At 32.5% G+C, this 19,233-nt stretch carries 14 protein-coding genes; 12 read left to right on the forward strand and 2 right to left on the reverse strand.

Annotated elements, in window-relative coordinates; translation table 11 throughout:
- The first annotated feature begins 388 nt into the window (after positions 1-388).
- The 6 genes from thrS to F0000_RS00915 all read left to right on the forward strand — a co-directional run bounded on the left by thrS (position 389) and on the right by F0000_RS00915 (position 7,044).
- Complete coding sequence (thrS, locus tag F0000_RS00890) at positions 389-2,335, forward strand: threonine--tRNA ligase (protein WP_149622811.1); 1,947 nt, start codon at positions 389-391, stop codon at positions 2,333-2,335.
- A 77-nt stretch (positions 2,336-2,412) separates the two neighbouring features.
- Complete coding sequence (gene infC, locus F0000_RS00895; protein WP_255452592.1) at positions 2,413-2,928, forward strand: translation initiation factor IF-3; 516 nt, start codon at positions 2,413-2,415, stop codon at positions 2,926-2,928.
- A 93-nt stretch (positions 2,929-3,021) separates the two neighbouring features.
- The gene (gene rpmI, locus F0000_RS00900; RefSeq protein WP_027394180.1) at positions 3,022-3,219 is read left to right on the forward strand and encodes a 50S ribosomal protein L35; all 198 of its coding nucleotides are present in this window, start codon (positions 3,022-3,024) and stop codon (positions 3,217-3,219) included.
- A gap of 114 nt (positions 3,220-3,333) precedes the next feature.
- Positions 3,334-3,678 carry a 50S ribosomal protein L20 gene (rplT, locus tag F0000_RS00905; protein ID WP_149622813.1) on the forward strand — a complete coding sequence of 115 codons (345 nt, stop codon included), beginning with the start codon at positions 3,334-3,336 and terminating at the stop codon, positions 3,676-3,678.
- Between the two features lie 162 nt (positions 3,679-3,840).
- On the forward strand, positions 3,841-4,245 hold the full coding sequence (locus tag F0000_RS00910; protein WP_149622814.1) for a hypothetical protein: 405 nt from the start codon (positions 3,841-3,843) through the stop codon (positions 4,243-4,245).
- A 6-nt stretch (positions 4,246-4,251) separates the two neighbouring features.
- Positions 4,252-7,044: an ATP-binding protein gene (locus F0000_RS00915; protein ID WP_149622815.1), complete on the forward strand. Its 2,793-nt coding sequence runs from the start codon at positions 4,252-4,254 to the stop codon at positions 7,042-7,044.
- A 31-nt stretch (positions 7,045-7,075) separates the two neighbouring features.
- On the opposite strand, the gene F0000_RS00920 is transcribed toward F0000_RS00915, so the two are convergent.
- On the reverse strand, positions 7,076-8,752 hold the full coding sequence (locus F0000_RS00920; protein WP_149622816.1) for a T9SS type A sorting domain-containing protein: 1,677 nt from the start codon (positions 8,750-8,752) through the stop codon (positions 7,076-7,078).
- A 254-nt stretch (positions 8,753-9,006) separates the two neighbouring features.
- Here F0000_RS00920 and F0000_RS00925 point away from each other — a divergent pair, with 254 nt between their 5' ends.
- The 5 genes from F0000_RS00925 (at position 9,007) to F0000_RS00945 (ending at position 15,338) form a co-directional block, all read left to right on the forward strand.
- Positions 9,007-9,813 carry an RNA methyltransferase gene (locus tag F0000_RS00925; protein ID WP_149622817.1) on the forward strand — a complete coding sequence of 269 codons (807 nt, stop codon included), beginning with the start codon at positions 9,007-9,009 and terminating at the stop codon, positions 9,811-9,813.
- Between the two features lie 65 nt (positions 9,814-9,878).
- The gene (locus tag F0000_RS00930; protein WP_149622818.1) at positions 9,879-11,111 is read left to right on the forward strand and encodes a M48 family metallopeptidase; all 1,233 of its coding nucleotides are present in this window, start codon (positions 9,879-9,881) and stop codon (positions 11,109-11,111) included.
- A 137-nt stretch (positions 11,112-11,248) separates the two neighbouring features.
- Positions 11,249-13,459 (forward strand): bifunctional (p)ppGpp synthetase/guanosine-3',5'-bis(diphosphate) 3'-pyrophosphohydrolase, encoded by a 2,211-nt coding sequence (locus F0000_RS00935; protein WP_149622819.1) that lies wholly within the window; start codon positions 11,249-11,251, stop codon positions 13,457-13,459.
- A gap of 140 nt (positions 13,460-13,599) precedes the next feature.
- Complete coding sequence (locus tag F0000_RS00940; RefSeq protein WP_149622820.1) at positions 13,600-14,061, forward strand: Fur family transcriptional regulator; 462 nt, start codon at positions 13,600-13,602, stop codon at positions 14,059-14,061.
- A 5-nt stretch (positions 14,062-14,066) separates the two neighbouring features.
- On the forward strand, positions 14,067-15,338 hold the full coding sequence (locus F0000_RS00945; protein ID WP_149622821.1) for an adenylosuccinate synthase: 1,272 nt from the start codon (positions 14,067-14,069) through the stop codon (positions 15,336-15,338).
- Between the two features lie 130 nt (positions 15,339-15,468).
- Here F0000_RS00945 and F0000_RS00950 read toward each other — a convergent pair whose 3' ends face one another.
- Positions 15,469-16,644 carry a PD40 domain-containing protein gene (locus F0000_RS00950; protein WP_188111986.1) on the reverse strand — a complete coding sequence of 392 codons (1,176 nt, stop codon included), beginning with the start codon at positions 16,642-16,644 and terminating at the stop codon, positions 15,469-15,471.
- 663 nt (positions 16,645-17,307) lie between these two features.
- Between F0000_RS00950 and F0000_RS00955 the strand changes: the two genes are divergently transcribed.
- Positions 17,308-19,212, forward strand: coding sequence for an OstA-like protein (locus tag F0000_RS00955; protein ID WP_149622823.1), 1,905 nt, complete (start codon positions 17,308-17,310; stop codon positions 19,210-19,212).
- The last annotated feature ends 21 nt before the right edge of the window (positions 19,213-19,233 follow it).

The following is a 19,233-nucleotide window of genomic DNA, read 5'->3' on the forward strand; positions in this document are numbered from 1 at the left end:
TCTTAAACTAAGCACAACAAAACAATGAACGTAACAAAAAAATATAATAACCGTTTTTTTGAGTCCGCAAAACTACAACCTTTTTACAACTAAACAAGCATAATTAAAACCCTTTTTTTGAAATAATCCCAGAGAGACTGACAAGTAATAAGTTAGCATTAAAAAAAAACAAGATTATCCTTAAAAAGTGAATATTCCATATATAATTTCAAGAAAACATAGGCCATATAATAAGAAAGTTTTTTAATGAATGATTCCTCCAGAATTGGTAAGAAATCAATATCATACCTAAAGCTATAGCACCACATCATATTTTATTTAAATGAAGACTATAAATATTGTGTGGGTTTTATTATCCTATTATCTTTGCAGCTTTAATTAGAAAATAATGATCAATATTACATTACCGGATGGTTCGGTTAGAGAATACAGCAATAGTCTTACGGCTATGGATGTTGCAAAAGATATTAGTGAAGGTTTTGCAAGAAATGTTATTTCTGCAAAATTCAATGAAGTAATCATAGAAACATCTACAGAATTAACCACTGACGGTAATTTAGTCCTATATACATGGAAAGATGACGAAGGTAAGAAAGCTTTTAGACATTCTACATCACACGTTTTAGCACAGGCTTTAGAAGAATTATATCCAGGAGTTAAATTATCTATTGGTCCTGCAATTAATAATGGATTCTATTATGATGTAGATCTCGGTGATAAAACTATATCTGAAAAAGATTTCAAAGCCATTGAAAACAAAATGCTTGAGATTGCAAGAGGAAAACATGATTTCAGGATGAGATCTGTTTCTAAAGCAGATGCTTTATCAAAATATAAAGATGAAGGTAATGAATATAAGGTAGAACTTATAGAGAATTTAGAAGATGGCACAATTACTTTTTGCGACCATGATATATTCACCGATTTATGTAGAGGAGGTCATATCCCAAATACCGGGCTTATTAAAGCAGTCAAAATTATGAGTGTTGCCGGAGCATACTGGCGTGGTGATGAAAAAAACAAACAACTTACCCGTGTTTATGGCACTTCTTTTCCAAAACAAAAAGAACTCAAAGAATATCTTGAATTGTTAGAGGAAGCAAAAAAGAGGGATCATAGAAAATTAGGGAAAGAATTAGGGTTTTTTACTTTTTCACAAAGAGTAGGTCAGGGATTACCTTTATGGTTACCCAAAGGTGCTGCATTACGTGATCGCCTGGAACAATTTTTGAAAAAAGCCCAGAAAAAAGCTGGATATGAAATGGTAGTTACACCTCATATCGGTCAGAAAGAATTATATGTAACTTCTGGTCATTATGCCAAATATGGTGAGGATAGCTTCCAACCAATAAATACTCCGGCTGAAGGTGAAGAATTTTTGTTAAAACCTATGAACTGTCCGCATCATTGTGAAATATACAATAGTGAGCCGTGGTCCTATAGAGATTTACCTATACGTTATGCAGAATTCGGAACAGTATATCGATATGAACAAAGTGGAGAATTACACGGACTCACAAGAGTACGCGGATTCACCCAAGATGATGCTCATATCTTTTGTACTCCTGATCAACTAGATGAAGAGTTTAAAAAAGTAATTGACTTAGTCTTATATGTTTTTGGTTCGTTAGGTTTTGAAAATTTTACAGCTCAAGTATCAGTTAGAGATTTAAACAATCCTGACAAATATATTGGAGATGTTACTAATTGGGAAAAAGCTGAAAATGCAATCATCGATGCAGCAAAAGATAAAGGTCTTTCGTATGTTATAGAAAGTGGTGAAGCTGCTTTTTATGGACCTAAATTAGATTTCATGGTAAAAGATGCATTGGGTAGAAGCTGGCAATTAGGTACAATACAAGTAGATTACAACCTCCCAGAACGTTTTGAGCTTACCTATAAAGGGAGTGATAATGAAATGCACAGACCAGTAATGATTCATAGAGCTCCATTTGGCAGTATGGAACGGTTTATTGCCATTTTATTAGAGCATACTGGTGGTAACTTCCCATTATGGTTAATGCCAGAGCAAGCTATTATACTCTCTATCAGTGAGAAATATGAAAAATACACTGAAAAAGTTTTAAATTTGTTAGAAATTAACGAAATTCGCGCCCTCTCTGATAACAGAAATGAAACTATTGGCAAGAAAATCAGAGAGGCAGAAATGAAAAAAATTCCTTACATTGTCATTGTCGGGGAGCAAGAAGAAAAAGATAATACTATATCTGTTCGTAAGCATGGAGGAAAAGATTTAGGAGCTCTAAGCATCTCTCAATTTTCTGAAATTGTAACAGACGAAATCAATAAAACATTAAAACAGTTTAACGGATAAATAAAATAATTAAGTTTAATTTAAATATTTAAGTCATAGCAATAAGAAGAAGAAGGTCTCAGAAACCACTAAGAGTAATCAAAGAAGATGCTCACAGAATCAATCATAAAATAAGGGTTGAGGAAGTACGTCTTGTAGGCGATAATGTAGAAGTTGGTGTTTATCCAACTAAAAAAGCACTAGCACTTGCGGAAGAGCAAGAATTAGATCTTGTGGAAATTTCCCCAAAGGCTGTACCTCCTGTCTGCAAAATAATGGACTATAAAAAGTTCTTATATGAACAGAAAAAAAGAGATAAAGCTCTTAAAACCAAAGCTACAAAAGTTACTATCAAGGAAATTAGATTTGGTCCTAACACTGATGAACATGATTACGAGTTTAAGAAAAAACACGCAGTTAAGTTTTTAAGTGAGGGGGCTAAGCTAAAAGCGTATGTTTTCTTTAAAGGGCGTTCTATCATATACAAGGATCAAGGACAAATATTACTATTAAGACTTGCCCAAGAATTAGAAGAATATGGTAAGGTAGAGCAAATGCCAAAGCTAGAAGGTAAGCGAATGATTATGTTCATCGCGCCAAAGAAAACAAAATAGTTGTTTGTAATTAAGAAACTAAGAGAGAGTTCTATTTTTTTGTAGAATTTAATCATAAATAATAAGTGAGATTATTATAAAAACAAGGATACAATGCCTAAAATGAAAACAAAATCCAGTGCTAAAAAGCGTTTCAAGCTTACGGGTACCGGTAAAATCAAAAGGAAGCACGCTTTTAAGAGTCATATCTTGACAAAAAAATCTAAAAAGCGAAAGCTAGCTTTGACGCACTCTACATTGGTGCATAAAAGCGATGAAAATAGTATTAAAGAACAATTACGTTTAAAATAATTATTCTTTAATCAGGTTAGAATTATTATAAACCCAGGAGTTAGGCTATTTAAAAAGAATTCAGAATTTTAAATTCAAAAGTACTGAATCGCCTACTACTAAAAAATTTAAATTATGCCAAGATCAGTAAATTCAGTTGCGAAAAGAGCTAGAAGAAAAAGAGTTCTTAAGCAAGCAAAAGGTTACTTCGGACGTCGTAAAAATGTTTGGACAGTAGCAAAAAATGCGGTAGACAAAGCACTATCATATGCTTATAGAGACCGTAGAAATAAGAAAAGAACATTCCGTGCTTTATGGATCACACGTATTAATGCGGGTGCCCGTTTACATGGTATGTCTTATTCTCAGTTTATGGGTAAAGTAAAAGCTAATAATATCGAATTAAACCGTAAGGTTCTTGCTGATTTAGCTATGAACAATCCAGAAGCTTTTAAAGCTATTGTAGAAAAAGTAAAGTAATTTTTAAAAATAAAAAATACATCTCACTTACAAAAAAATCCTGCATAAAAGCAGGATTTTTTATTTATAAAACGTTTTTAAACGACAAAAACAATCGTTTTATCCAACAAATTTCTTTCGAAGTTCCTTTTTTTCATTATTTTTACTTAAACGTATTCTACCATGAAAAAAAAATACTTCGCAATAGTTATAGTATCCCTACTCTTCTGTCAAGTATTTTATGCTAAGCAGAATACCGGTCACAATGACCATACACTACAGGCAGAACAAATTTTCGGACTATTAGAAATGCCTTTTCTTGCCATTGCATTAGTTTTTAGTCTGCTAACTGCCACTCGATTAAAAGGTGGTAAATTTGGATCCGGAATGATTTTATTAGCTTGGGGTTTTGCTGTTATGGCACTAGGTCATTTACATATGCAAATAGCGCAAATCTTTGATTATAACATCTTTAACAATCTTTTTGGCAAAACCATTGGTAATTATATATGGTTTATCGCATTAATACTTACCTGGGGATTATCAGCATTAGGATTCTACAAAATATATAAAGCCAGTAAAATATGACATTCCATGATCTTAAACTGGTTTAAAACCATATTCAAAAAGAAGAAAACACACTCTTTCATACATCAAGAGGACAGAGACATCACAAATCTAATCACTTTTTTATGGAGTAAAGTTGAAACCAGTAGGAATGCTTCAGTACTAAAAACCCAGGTTGATTTTTTTAGCAAATCTTCGTTCGAAGATAAAATAGAACTACTGCCCAGCTTGTATCTGATTCTTGAAGAATACCTTACCGAGAAAAACACGATATACAAATACACCAAACGACAAATACGAGATAAAATATCCTCTGATTATCGTTTTATCTATACATATTCTAACTGTGAACCCATATTTCAGGATCTAAAAAAACAAGAACTAACATTATGTAGAATCTTTCTTATAAAAATTCTGGAGAAATCTGCAGAATTGGTTGGAGAGTTTAATGATGTTAATATTATATATATAAAAAGACATCTGGAAAATTCTAATTATTTTGAGAATGAAAACCTAATTAAACAAAAAAAGAGGCTTTTAGACTTTTCGAATCAGATTTTCACAAAAATAAAAGATAGCCTTGGAGAAAATGCAATTGCTAATATTTATCTTATTGTCTACAAAAAACATTTCGAAGCTTATCATTTACTAGAATCTTTTACGACCACCTTGCATGTAATTCCCGAAGATATTTTTTCTAAAGAGCTCACTAATTTCCCAAGTAAGCAGCAAATGCAAAAAATGCTTCAAAAGCAATTATATAGTCTTGAAGAAATTAACGAGAAACTCACGAAAGAAATCATTGAAAGAAAAAAAATAGAAGAAGATTTAAAACATAGTGAACACCTAAAAACAAGAATCCTGGATACCGCTATGGACGGTATTATCCTGGTAGATGAAACCGGAATTGTTCTTGACTGGAACAAAAAAGCCGAAAAAATTCTACAGGTAAAAAAAGAAGAAACTATAGGACATAGTATTTACCCATTAGTACCTTATAAGTTAAGACAAGAATTAAAAAACAGTTTTAACAGCTATATAGAAAAAGGAGAAGGTCAACTAATTAATAAGCGAGTAGAAACTTCTGTTCCACTACGAAACAGGTCAATTGTATACGTAGAACTCACTATCATTGCCATCAAAACCAAAGAAGGTTACTTATTCAATGCTTTTTTCAGGGATATAACCAATAAAAGAATTATTGAAAACGAAATTAGAGAAGCAAAAGTATTTGCTGAAAAATCAGCTAAGGCAAAATCTATTTTTCTATCTAATATGAGTCATGAGATTAGAACTCCTCTTAATGTGATCTTAGGATTAACAAGTATTCTACAAAAAAGTGATTTCACTGATCCCAAAATTGACAGAACAAATTTGGACGGTATTCAATTTTCTGCAGAAAATTTACTCGTTTTGATTAATGATATTTTGGATTTTTCTAAAATAGAAGCAGGTAAACTAACATTGCATAAAACAGATTTTAATATTCATGAGCTCATCACCAATTTGTCCAGAGGTTTTAAGATCAAAGCTGATGAAAAAGGCCTTACATATAATATAAATATTGATAATTCTTTGCCTAAATTTATTATTGGTGATCAATTCAGACTAAACCAAATTCTCACGAACCTACTAGGTAATGCCATTAAATTTACACACAAAGGTGAAGTAAACATTACTGTAAATGTAGAAAAAAAAGACCCTGATACTATTACCACAAATTTCTCAATAATCGATACGGGTGTGGGAATTCCCGAAGATAAACTTCATAATATTTTTCAAAGTTTTTATCAGGTACACGAACCGGGAAAATACAAAATAGAAGGAACCGGACTAGGTCTTTCTATATCAAAACAACTTATTGAGCTCCAGGGTGGAATCCTAAAAGTTAAAAGTGAGCCAAATATAGGGTCCTGTTTTGAGTTTTCGATTACATACAACAGAAGCAAATTAACATCCTCTACATTCATTGATCATAAAACTCGCACAATAGATAAAAGTCATAATATTTCAGGTATGAATGTACTAATTGTTGAAGATAATAAAATGAATCAGTTTTTTATTAAGCAATTATTTACTAATTGGAATATTAATACAGATATTGCTGAAAACGGGAAGGTTGCCCTCCAAAAGTTAGACGACAAATTATACGACCTGATTTTAATGGATATGCACATGCCAGTTATGGATGGTCCTGAAGCAACATTATTAATTAGAAATTCTCACAATACCAAAATCAATACTATTCCAATTATCGCTTGTTCTGCCGATGTTTTTCCCGAATCCAAAAAAATCGCTATAGAATCTGGAATGAATTTTTTCCTAACTAAACCTATCAGTGAAAAAGCACTGGAAGAGATTTTGTATAGTTTAACAGTTTTCACTAGCAAAGAAACTAAGAAAATTGAAAAAACTAAGAAATATGAACGCCATAGTAAAAATGAAATGATCCCTTCTCAAGAAAGATGTTGTGATTTTTCTATATTAAATCAAACATTTGAAAATGATAAGAAAATAATTCAATCTGTTTTACAAATTTTCCTTGATGAAACTCCACAAGATTACACTAGTCTTCAATCGGCAGTTAAACAATATGATTTGGCTATAACTCAACAAAAAGCCCATAAATTAAAATCCAGCTTTAAAACACTCGGAATTAAGCAAGCTATTCTTCTTCAAAAAATTGAACACGCTGCAAAAGAAGGAAGAGATCATGAATATTTTTTGCAATTAATTAATTCTATTGACAATGCTTATCCAAAAATTATTACTGAGATAAAAACAAAAATTAAAGAATTAACATTGAACTCTAAAAAATAGCACATGCTATGTTGTCGTAAGCATAGCTTATTCATCTTTTAAACATTTTTTTAATTCCTTTTATATCTCCGTTATCAATTACTACAAAATACATAGCTGCTGATAGAGAAGAAACATTAATTGATAGCATCTGATCAGTTGCCACTCCATCTTTTGAAAATACTTTATTACCCCAAACGTCAAAAATTGACACTTCTATCGTAGCACCTCCAAGATCATTAAATTCTATAGACAGTTCTGATGTTACCGGATTAGGATAAAAAGAAAATCTATTCGACACTATATTTTCTGCAACCGAAAGTGCTACACCTTGTTCGAGATAATCTGGAATACCGCTATTATCTGTATCATCATCTGTAGGATCACCATTTCCGTTATAGTCTTCTTCTATAGTAGGGATACCATCGTTATCATCATCAGTATCTCTATGATTAGGTATCAAATCTTCATCTGTATCTAAAAAATTAGCATTGAAATGAGTAGAAAACTTTTTCAAATTTGCAATTTCGCCAGCACTATCTACCCCATCATTGTCATCATCATCATCCAGGTAGTCTGGTATATCATCTCCATCTGTATCGTCATCATCTAACACTCCATTACCATTCACATCTTCATCATTATCCGCAATCCCGTCACTATTAGTATCTTCATAACTTATGATTATTTCTTCTTCAAATATACATCCATTAGCATCCGTTAATTGCAGCGTATAATTAGCAGCAGGCACATTAAAAACTCCCGATGTATTCGTCTCTATAACAGTAGCTTCTTGTTGTAAAGAATAAGAAAAAGGAGGTGTTCCTCCGTTTCCTATAACTTCAATTGTGTTATCAGAAACGGAAAAATAGTCTATCTCAACTTCTGCCAGTACTGGAACTGGATTTATAATTGTCACCTGTAAACTTACAATACAAGCATTACTATCCCTACAACTAATAGTATAATTTCCAGCTGGTAAATTAGCAAAAGAAGGTGATACCTGATGATTAACAAAATTGTCTATTGAATATTCATACGGCGGAACGCCTCTCATTGCTTCGGCTGTAATACTTCCGCTTTGATCATCAAAACAAAATAGATCACGTATCTCAATAATCTGAAGAGTTAAAACATCTGGTTCTTGTAACACGACAGAAGCAAAAACCTGACACCCAAAAGTATCCGTGACGATCACTTCATAATCAGCAGGAGACAAACCAGAAAAAATAGCATCGGTAGATGCTGGAATAACTTCTACCCCTCCTCTACGCAAGCTATACATATACGGCGGAGTTCCTCCTGTAGCAGTTACACCTAGCTCCCCATCATTATTACCAAAACAACTTATGTCTGAAAAAACAGTAACGGTAGAAACCAATCCTTCTGGTTCTGAAACCGTTGTATTTACTTCAATAATACAGTTATTTACATCCATTACTTCTGTTCTATACGTATCTGCCAGGAGGTTTGTAAATGTGAAATTTTCATCTGATACAGTACCTGAATTTGTAATCTCTGTATCTGTACTATCAAAAATTGAATACACATATGGAGCTGCTCCATCAAAAATTTCTACAGTAACACTACCACTTGCTTCAAAAACACAAGCTACATCTGTAACAGATTGTACATTTACAACAAAAGAGTCACATATTTGTGATGTTCCTATTCGTATGGTACATAAAAAAACAGCTACATACAGTAACGTTTTATCGGGTATATTCATAATTCCAATGTATTTTATTTTCAATATATATTATGGTTAAATGGATAACTTCAGACTATTTTTAAAAGATAATTCAAATTTGCTAAACTAAAGTAACAAATGCACGCATACTTACAATCTTTTGTGGACAAATAGTAATATTTTGAGGATTCGTGTACTATAGATTTTTTAGAAAAGAATTATTGTAGAACTCAGAATTGCTAAATACCAATATTTAGCTTTATTTTACAAAAATACGGAAACCCTTACATTGAATGAGTCTAATAACGAGTCTACAAAATCCTAAAATTAAATTTTTACAGCAGCTTAAGGAAAAGTCTAGGTTAAGAAAAAAAGAGCAACAATTTATTATTGAAGGAAAGCGAGAAATCGAACTTGCAGTCAAAGGAGGTTACAGGATATCTCAGCTTTACATATGCACTTCCATTATCTCTGAAGGTGAAATCAACCATATTTTAGAAATAATAGACTCTTCTCCACTGCTATATGAAATAGCAACTAATATTTATCAAAAAATTGCTTATCGTACAACAACAGAAGGCATTATGGCCATAGCTATATCCAAAAAAGTAACATTAAAAGATTTAAAATTTGATTCATCAAAACCTTTAATCTTAGTTGCCGAAGCACCAGAAAAACCTGGAAACATAGGGGCTTTGCTTCGTACTGCTGATGCCGCACAATTAGATGCTGTTTTAATTGCAAACCCAAAAACAGATATCTATAACCCAAATATTATTCGATCCAGTGTAGGTTGTGTCTTCACCAATAAAGTGGCATCTGGTACTACATCAGAAATTATTGATTTTTTGAGAATTAAAAAAATAAGCATTTATGGTGCTGCACTTCAAACATCCGTGAATTATTACACTCAGGATTATACTAAACCTACTGCAATTGTCGTTGGTACAGAGAATACAGGCTTAACCGATGAATGGTTAAACAACACTACTCAAAATATAAAAATCCCTATGAGTGGAGTTATAGATTCTATGAATGTTTCAGTAGCAGCAGGGATTTTAATCTTTGAAGCCAAGCGGCAGCGTAATTTTATTGTCTAGTACTTTTTAATTTATTAACTTACTTTTAACCTACAAACCCCCAACGCTTCAAATTCAAAAAAAAAATGACACCACACGCCCTCTTTTACTTATTAATTGCTATCATTATAATTGTATTCTTAGTTGATTCCTTGTTAGATATCCTTAATGCAAGACATTACAATAATATCATCCCAGACGAACTCTCTGATGTATATCCACACGAAGAATATCAAAAATCTATCGCATACAAAAAAGTGAATTTTAGATTTAAATTAGTTTCATCATCTGTCTCTTTATGCATTATGCTGCTTTTCTTTTACTTTGATGGTTTTGCCTGGGTAGATGCAATTGCGAGAAGTTTTTCTAAAAATCCAATTACTGTAGGTCTTATTTTTTTTGGAATTATTATGATTGGTAGTGATATCCTTTCGATACCCGCCACATATTACAGAACTTTTGTTATCGAAGAGCGATTTGGTTTTAACAAGACGACTATTAAAACTTTTTTTATAGACAAGCTAAAAAGTATTTTAATGATGATTGTCGTTGGAGGAGGATTACTGGCTCTAATAATATGGTTTTATCAAATTACAGGTAAATATTTCTGGATATATGCCTGGGCTCTGGTGTCTATATTTACATTGGCAATGAATATGTTTTATGCCAAACTTATAGTACCACTATTTAATAAACAAACACCTCTGGAACCTGGAGAACTTAGAAATACTATAGAGGAATACTCTAGAAATGTAGGTTTTCAATTAAAAGATATATTTGTTATTGACGGGTCTAAAAGAAGTACAAAAGCTAATGCCTATTTTTCTGGTTTGGGGAGTGAAAAAAGAATTACACTATATGACACATTAATAAAAGATCTAAGTAAAGAAGAAATCGTAGCAGTATTAGCACACGAAGTAGGACATTATAAAAAAAGACATGTGATTATAAACTTGTTATTATCGATCATACTAACAGGAATTACACTTTGGTTTTTATCCCTTTTTATTGCAAACCCACTTTTATCAGAAGCATTACAGGTAACACAACCATCTTTTCATATAGGATTAGTTGCATTTGGGATTTTGTATAGTCCTATTTCAGAAATAACAGGACTGATTATGAATGTAGTTTCCAGGGCATTCGAATATCAGGCAGATGACTATGCTAAACATTCATATGATGGCGAAGCATTGATTAATAGCTTAAAAAAATTATCAAAAAACAATCTGAGTAATCTAACACCTCATCCAGCAATGGTATTTATACATTACTCACACCCAACGCTTTTACAACGAATTAAAAATTTACGAAAATAAATCAATAAAGATACACTTGGTTGTTACAATTCTTAATTGTATTTTTAGCTATTACAGCTTATGAGTTCACGATTGATTAAGTTAGTAATAATGAACACAAAAAGATTAAACAGGGCTTCCCAAGAAAACTGTACAGTATGACTGAGGCCGCTATTGAAGAAGAAAATAAACAGATTGCCAAGCAGTATAAAGAGTTGCTTCGTATTAGCTATCGAGATTTAAGTAAAGAAGATAAAAAACTAATACGACAAGCATTTGATATTGCTGTTGATGCGCATAAAGATCAACGTCGCAAAAGTGGAGAGGCATATATATTCCACCCCATTGCCGTTGCAAAAACTGTAGCTAGTGAGATTGGATTAGATGCCACATCGATAGCTGCTGCATTACTTCATGATGTTGTAGAAGATACTGAGTACACCCTTGTAGATATTGAGCAAATGTTTGGAGAAACAGTTGCTCGAATTGTAGATGGATTGACTAAAATATCTTCCTTAAAAAAAGATAGAGATATCTCATTACAGGCAGAAAATTTCAGAAAAATGCTTCTCACCCTTAATGATGATGTCAGAGTTATTATCATTAAGATAGCTGATCGCCTTCATAATATGCAAACGATGGATGCCATGCGTCCTGATAAGCAAGTAAAAATAGCTTCAGAAACGCTGTATATATATGCACCTCTTGCACATAGAATCGGATTGTATAATATAAAGACAGAATTAGAAGATTTAGGTCTGAAATACACTGAACCCGAAGTATATAAAGACATTCTAGAGAAAATAAAAGAAAGTAAAGAAGAACAGGATTCTTATATAAAAAGATTTTCTGATAAGATTAAAGAAGGTCTTGATAAAGAAGATCTTGACTACGAAATCAAAGGAAGACCTAAATCAATTTTTTCTATTCGGCGTAAGATCATTAAGCAGAATATTACTTTTGAGGAAGTGTATGATAAGTTTGCTATAAGAATCATCTATAAATCGGATGATATAGAAAATGAAAAGTTTATTGCCTGGAAAATCTACACCATTGTTACAGATTATTATCGCCCTAACCCTATCCGGTTAAGAGATTGGATATCGCAACCCAAATCTACAGGATATGAAGCGCTACATATTACCGTAATTGGTCCGGACAGCCAATGGGTAGAGGTACAAATTCGCAGTGAACGAATGCATGAGATAGCAGAAAAAGGATATGCTGCTCATTATAAATATAAAAATAACGAAGAAAAACAAGACCAGGGACTGGATGGATGGTTAAACAGACTACAGGAAGCATTAGAAAACTCTGAAGCAAATGCGGTAGATTTTGTAGAAGAGTTTAAACTTAATCTATATGCCAAAGAAATTTTTGTTTTCACTCCGGAAGGAGATTTAAAATCCTTACCAAAAGGTGCTACTGCACTAGATTTTGGATTCAGTGTACATACGGAAGTAGGCCTTAAAACAAGAGGCGCCCGTGTAAATGGTAAACTAGTGCCGCTTAGTCACGAATTAAAAAGTGGAGATCAGGTAGAAATCATTACTTCTACCAAATCAAAACCCTCTTCCAACTGGTTAGATTATGCAACTACCGCCAGAGCAAGATCAAAGATTAAATCTGCCCTACGTGACGAAAAGAAGCAAATAGCATCTGAAGGAAAGGTAATACTTAAACGCAAACTACGTTCTCAAAAAATTACACTTAATGAAAAGGTTATAAATGAGCTTGTATTATATTTCAAACTTAAAACAAGTCAAGATCTCTTTTATAGAGTAGGCATCGGAACTATTGATAATCAAAAGATCAAAGAATTTGCTACAACACGTAGTAATGTCTTTATGAATTTTATTAAAAATAGAATTCGTAGAGGTAATAACCCTAAGGATCTTAATAAAGATGAGATCACTTCTAAATATGACCTTTTAGTTTTTGGTAAAGATTCAGAAAAGCTAGAGTATAAGCTGTCTAACTGCTGTAATCCTATAGCAGGAGATAATGTTTTTGGATTTATCACCGTAAATGAAGGCATTAAAGTTCATAAAAAAGATTGCCCTAATGCATTACAATTACAGAGCAATTATGCATACCGTATCATCCTTGCAAAATGGATCGATTCTAGTCAGGAAGTATACAAAGCTGTGATCCGATTGAATGGCATTGATAACATTGGTGTCGTAAATGAAGTAACACAGATTATATCTAATAATATGCATCTCGCCATTTATAATATGAATTTTGATACTAATGATGGTGTATTTACAGGTAAGTTAACTGTAGGCGTAAAAAATAAAAACACATTAAAGACTGTCATCCAAAACCTTTCTAAAGTAAATGGAATTGACAAGGTAATAAGGGAGTAGACAAAAACACGTTATATGATATCTATATTATAAACTACTCGTTTCTTTATTGTTAATAAATGATTAACTCCAAATATATAATAACATCAAAAAATAAATAATAACGTTAGAAAATAATGTAAATTTGCTTTTTTAAACGTATGAGTACCAAAACAACTACGCAAAGCGACCAAAACATTGTTAAAAATGTTTTCACCAGTTTTCTGGAAGAAAATGGACATAGAAAAACACCAGAACGATACGCTATACTCCAAGAAATTTATGAGAGTGAAGAGCATTTTGATATAGAATCTTTATATATCAAAATGAAAAACAAAAACTATCGTGTAAGTCGCGCTACACTTTATAATACGATAGAATTATTATTGGACTGTAAATTAGTTCGCAAACACCAATTTGGTCAAAGTCAGGCACAATATGAAAAATCATATTTTGACAGACAACACGACCACCTGATTCTAACTGATAGTGGTGAGGTTTTAGAGTTTTGTGATCCGAGAATTCAATCCATAAAAAAAACAATCGAAGAAATATTCGATGTAGACATTACTAATCATTCTTTATATTTCTACGGAACTAAGAAAAAACCAACTAATCAATAAAACTAATGGCGGTAAACTTATTACTTGGTCTTCAATGGGGAGACGAAGGGAAAGGCAAAATTGTAGACGTTCTTACAAAAAATTATGACATCATTGCTAGATTTCAGGGAGGCCCTAATGCCGGGCACACGTTGGAATTTGATGGTATCAAACATGTGTTGCATACAATTCCAAGTGGAATTTTTCATGATAAAGCAATTAATTTAGTAGGTAATGGTGTCGTTATTGACCCTGTAATTTTCAAAAAAGAATTAGATAATCTGGCCAAGTTTAATTTAGATTACAAATCTAAACTATTAATTTCCAGAAAAGCACATATCATACTACCGACCCATAGAATTCTTGATGCTGCTTCTGAAGCTTCTAAAGGAAAGGCCAAAATTGGTTCTACTCTAAAAGGAATAGGACCTACATATATGGATAAAACCGGAAGAAATGGTATTCGTATTGGAGATCTGGAATTAAGTGATTGGAAAAAGCGTTATCGCAATCTGGCAAACAAACATGAAGCTATGATCGATTTCTATGACGCTAAGATAGAATATGATCTTGAAGAACTGGAAAACGAATTTTTTGAAGCGGTCAAAACACTAAAATCACTTACATTTATTGATAGTGAAGAATACTTGTATCAGGCACAAAGAGAAGGTAAAAAAATACTGGCAGAAGGTGCTCAAGGATCTTTATTAGACATTGATTTTGGGACATATCCATTTGTCACTTCATCTAATACCACTGCGGCAGGAGCTTGTACCGGTTTGGGAGTAGCTCCTAATAAAATAAAGGAGGTCTTTGGGATTTTTAAAGCTTATACGACAAGAGTAGGTAGCGGTCCGTTCCCTACCGAGCTTTTTGATAAAGATGGAGAAACAATGGCTAGTGTGGGACAGGAATTTGGTGCAACTACAGGAAGACCACGTAGATGTGGATGGTTAGATCTAGTTGCTTTAAAGTACGCTGTACAAGTAAATGGAGTTACACAATTAATGATGATGAAGGGTGATGTATTAAGCGGTTTTAATACATTAAAAGTATGTACAGCCTATAAATACCAAGGCAAAACTATCACTCACCTACCTTATACTATAGAACCAGAAAATGTAACACCGGTCTATACTGAAATGAAAGGCTGGTCAGCAGATCTTACGAAGATGAGTGATACAGCACAACTTCCAAAAGAATTAAATGAGTATATCACCTTCTTAGAAAAAGAACTGGAAACACCCATTACTATTGTATCTGTTGGTCCTGACAGAACACAGACTATTCATAGATAATATTTAAATATAGCAATAAAAAGAGACTGCAAGACTTTAATTTTGATAAATTAAAGTCTTGCAGTTTACTTTAGTAGTACTATTGAGTAAAAAGCTTTATGCCCTATTCACTATATAAAAAATATTGATATTATAGTGATGTAGTCTCTACTTTCTTAGGCTTAAACTTCATATGCTGCTCTAATTTTTTCTTAACTTTTGGCATACGTTTACGATATTCTAATAAAGGACCTATCTGTTCAAAACTATAAATATCATCATCTCCCCTGCCTCCTTTGCGATTACTTGCAAAATATCCTTTTTTATCTGCTTCGTTGATAATAAATGTAAAATCATCTTCAGAGCTATTAATTGGTGCTCCCAAATTATAAACCTTTATCTTTTCGTATTCAGTTGGCACAGCCATAAAAATATCCAAACCTCCTAAGCCTTGATGTCCATCACTAGCAAAAAATAATTTTCCTTTATCACTAATATATGGAAAAGTCTCTCTGCCAGAAGTATTTATAACACTTCCCATATTTTGAGGAGTTCCAAAGCTCCCATCCTTATATAGTTCTACCATATACAAATCCGATTCACCATAACTACCTGGCATATCACTTGCAAAATATAAAAACTTCTCATCAAGTGATAATGCAGGGTGTGCAATCGAATATTCTGCACTATTAAAAGGCAATTCTTCTATATCAATCCACTTACCGTTATGATAAGTCGCTCTATACATTTTCAATAAAACGATTCCTTTTGAGCTTCTTACAGGAGTACTGTTAGAATAACTATTCCTTGTAAAATAAACTGTTTTTCCATCTTTACTAAAAATCGCAGAAGATTCATGAAACTTAGTATTTATGCTACCTTTTAATCGTATCACACTTTTCCCTCCCTTAGTAGCAGGTTTTGTTGTATACAAATCTAAAAAAGGTTGATTATTCAAGTCATGAAGTATGGTAGTCAATCTACCTTTATTTCGAGAAGAAGCAAATACCAGCTCTCCCTTATAAAAACTTGGAGCATAATCAGAATACTTAGAATTAATTTCTAAAATATCCACTCTAAAATTTTCAGTTTCTTTTTCTAGCGATCTTGGTTCATTAAATAAGAAGTTACTTTCCTCAGTATTCTTTAGATTTTCTTTATCTCCTGATTCTTCCTCACTCTCTTTCTTTGCGTTTACATCAATTTCACCTGTTTTTACGAATGTAGATTCTTTTCTGACTTGACTTGTTATTTCTAATCGTTTTTCCTGAGAAAACACAGTATTCAAAAAAAAGAAAAAAAACAGCCCCCAAAGGTTTTTTCTCATTAACATCTATTATTTTTTAGTCAATAGTGCTACGACCTTTATCTTCATTTTTCAAGAAACCATATTTTATTCTTAATAATCCCCCATAGACTTATCAGAATGTGAGTACATGCTTTAATATAAAAATTAAGATGATGCTATCCCCATAGCATTAATCGTGCTCTTTGTGTGTTACAGAATGCAATGTACTGATACATAAATATATAAAGTGTTAAAAAATCAAAAAATATTTCACACAAGATGTATATAAAAATAAATTATTTAGAATTGCGCACATCTAATATGCTTTAAAACCGTAATAAATAAAGGGTTTAAGAAGACTTTTTAATTATAAAAAGCGACATAATTATCTCACTGAGCTAGAAAAAAATCTGACACATAGTTAGACTTTTTAATCCAAAATGTCCAAGTTAACAAAGAAGTAAACATTGTATCGAATCTCAATCTGGTTAAAGTAATTTGATAAAATTTAAGTTATGATATCCGTTATCCCCGATAGAAAACCATTAACTTTTTCGATATTAGTATTAATTAGAATACTACAAGATGCAACAATAGAATACACATGAGGTCATTAAATAAGGAAACAACGTTTTTATTTTATCTAATGAGCTACAATCATTAGATACAATTTTCGTTATTTTGCAAATAAATATCTAATACTTGAAAAATACTTTTTTTTATCTAGCCTTTATTTTACTTTTTTCTAATGTTCTGCTTGCGCAAGAAGGTAAAAAGATAAATGTACAATCTGATCGTACTATTAAAGACGAAAATCGTTTCCCTGGTGCTACTGTTTTGGCTAAGGTGAACAAACAAGTATACATGAAGCATGAAGGGATAGAGATCTGGTGTGATCAAGCGGTACACTACAGCGAAGATAAATTTGTCAGAGCTTTTGGTAATGTAAAAATGGTACAAGGCGACACGCTGAATATGACCAGTAATTATGCTGAGTATAATGGTAATACGCAATTTGCATATGCCAGAGAAAAAGTATTTATGGAAACCCCATCAAATACGCTAAGCACAGATACTTTATTTTTTGACCGTTTGCGCCAACAAGCCTATTATCGTAGTGGAGGAACAGTAAAGGATTCCTCCAGAACAAATACACTAACCAGTAGAATAGGTCGCTATTTTATTGATAGAGGTATGTTTTCTTTTAATACAAATGTAAAAATTGTAAATCCAGAAAACACTGTAGATTCTGATCGCCTTGATTATTTCAAGGAGAACGGTCACGCATATTTATATGGACCATCCACAGTAAAAGGAAAAGAAAGTACTCTTTATTGCGAACGAGGTTTTTATGATACAAAAGTCAAAACAGGATATGCAATAAAAAATTCGCGTATTGACTATGATAATCGCACTGTTTTTGGGGATAGCATTTTTTACAATAGTGCCATCCAGTTTGCCTCTGCAACTAATAATATTAAAGTATTAGATACTGCCAATCAATCTGTAATCACCGGGCATTATGCAGAAGTCTTTAAAGACAAAGATTCTGTTTTTATAACAAAAAGAGCATTGGCTGCCACGCTACAAGAAAAAGATTCCATCTACATTCATAGTGATACGCTTATGGTGACGGGTAAGCCTGAAAGAAGAATTATGAATGGGTTTTATGATGTACGGATTTATAAAAGTAATATGAGTGGAAAAAGTGACTCTATTAATGTTGATCAAACATCGGGCTATACCAAAATGATTGGCAAACCAATTTTATGGTCGCAGAGAAACCAGATGACAGGGGACACAATAAAAATTATATCTAATACTGAAACCGAAAAACTAGATTCGCTGGTTGTATATCAAAACGCTTTTCTCGTCCAGGAAGACACCCTAAAAGCAGGGTATAATCAAGTTAAAGGACAGACCTTGTATGGACTGTTTGAGGATAATGAGATTTATCAAATAGATATCGACAAAAACACAGAAACTATTTTTTATCAGCGAGAAAGTGAGGGGGAACTAAAACTTATCGGGATCAATAAAGTACTCTCTAGTTCTATAAAACTTCTGCTGGAGCAAAGAGAAATAGTTGATGTCTTTTATTATCAAAATGTGGATGGCACCTTGTATCGCGAAATTGACTTACCACAGAGTGCCAGGGAACTCTCTGGTTTTCAATGGAGAGGCGATGAACAAATACTAAGCAAAAAAGATCTTTTCAGAGGAGAAGCTCCTCCCAAGTTGATTAAAATAAAAGGATTGCCACTACCAGTAGAAGATGATGATTTCTTTGATGAAGAGACCGTAAAACGTTTAGAAGAAAATAAATCTGAAGGCTCTCGTTTATTAGAACAAAAACTAGAGGATGCAGAACTTAAGGAAACAAATGAAGAATTAAATACGATCCCTGCTAATAAACAGGGACCAAAAAAGAAACCTAAATCTGATAAAGAAAAGAACGCTTCTGAAAAGAAAAAAAAAGCAAAGAAAACTGCATTTACAGACCCTGATCTGAGCCGGACTGCCCGAGAACGTGATAGTATTACTGTAACAACGCTGGATAATCAAAAAGTAAAAGACAGTATCAATAGTAAAAAAAACAAAATATAAATCATTATCTCTAGTTTCAAA

The sequence above is a fragment of the Aquimarina sp. RZ0 genome (assembly GCF_008370685.1).
Taxonomy (GTDB): domain Bacteria; phylum Bacteroidota; class Bacteroidia; order Flavobacteriales; family Flavobacteriaceae; genus Aquimarina.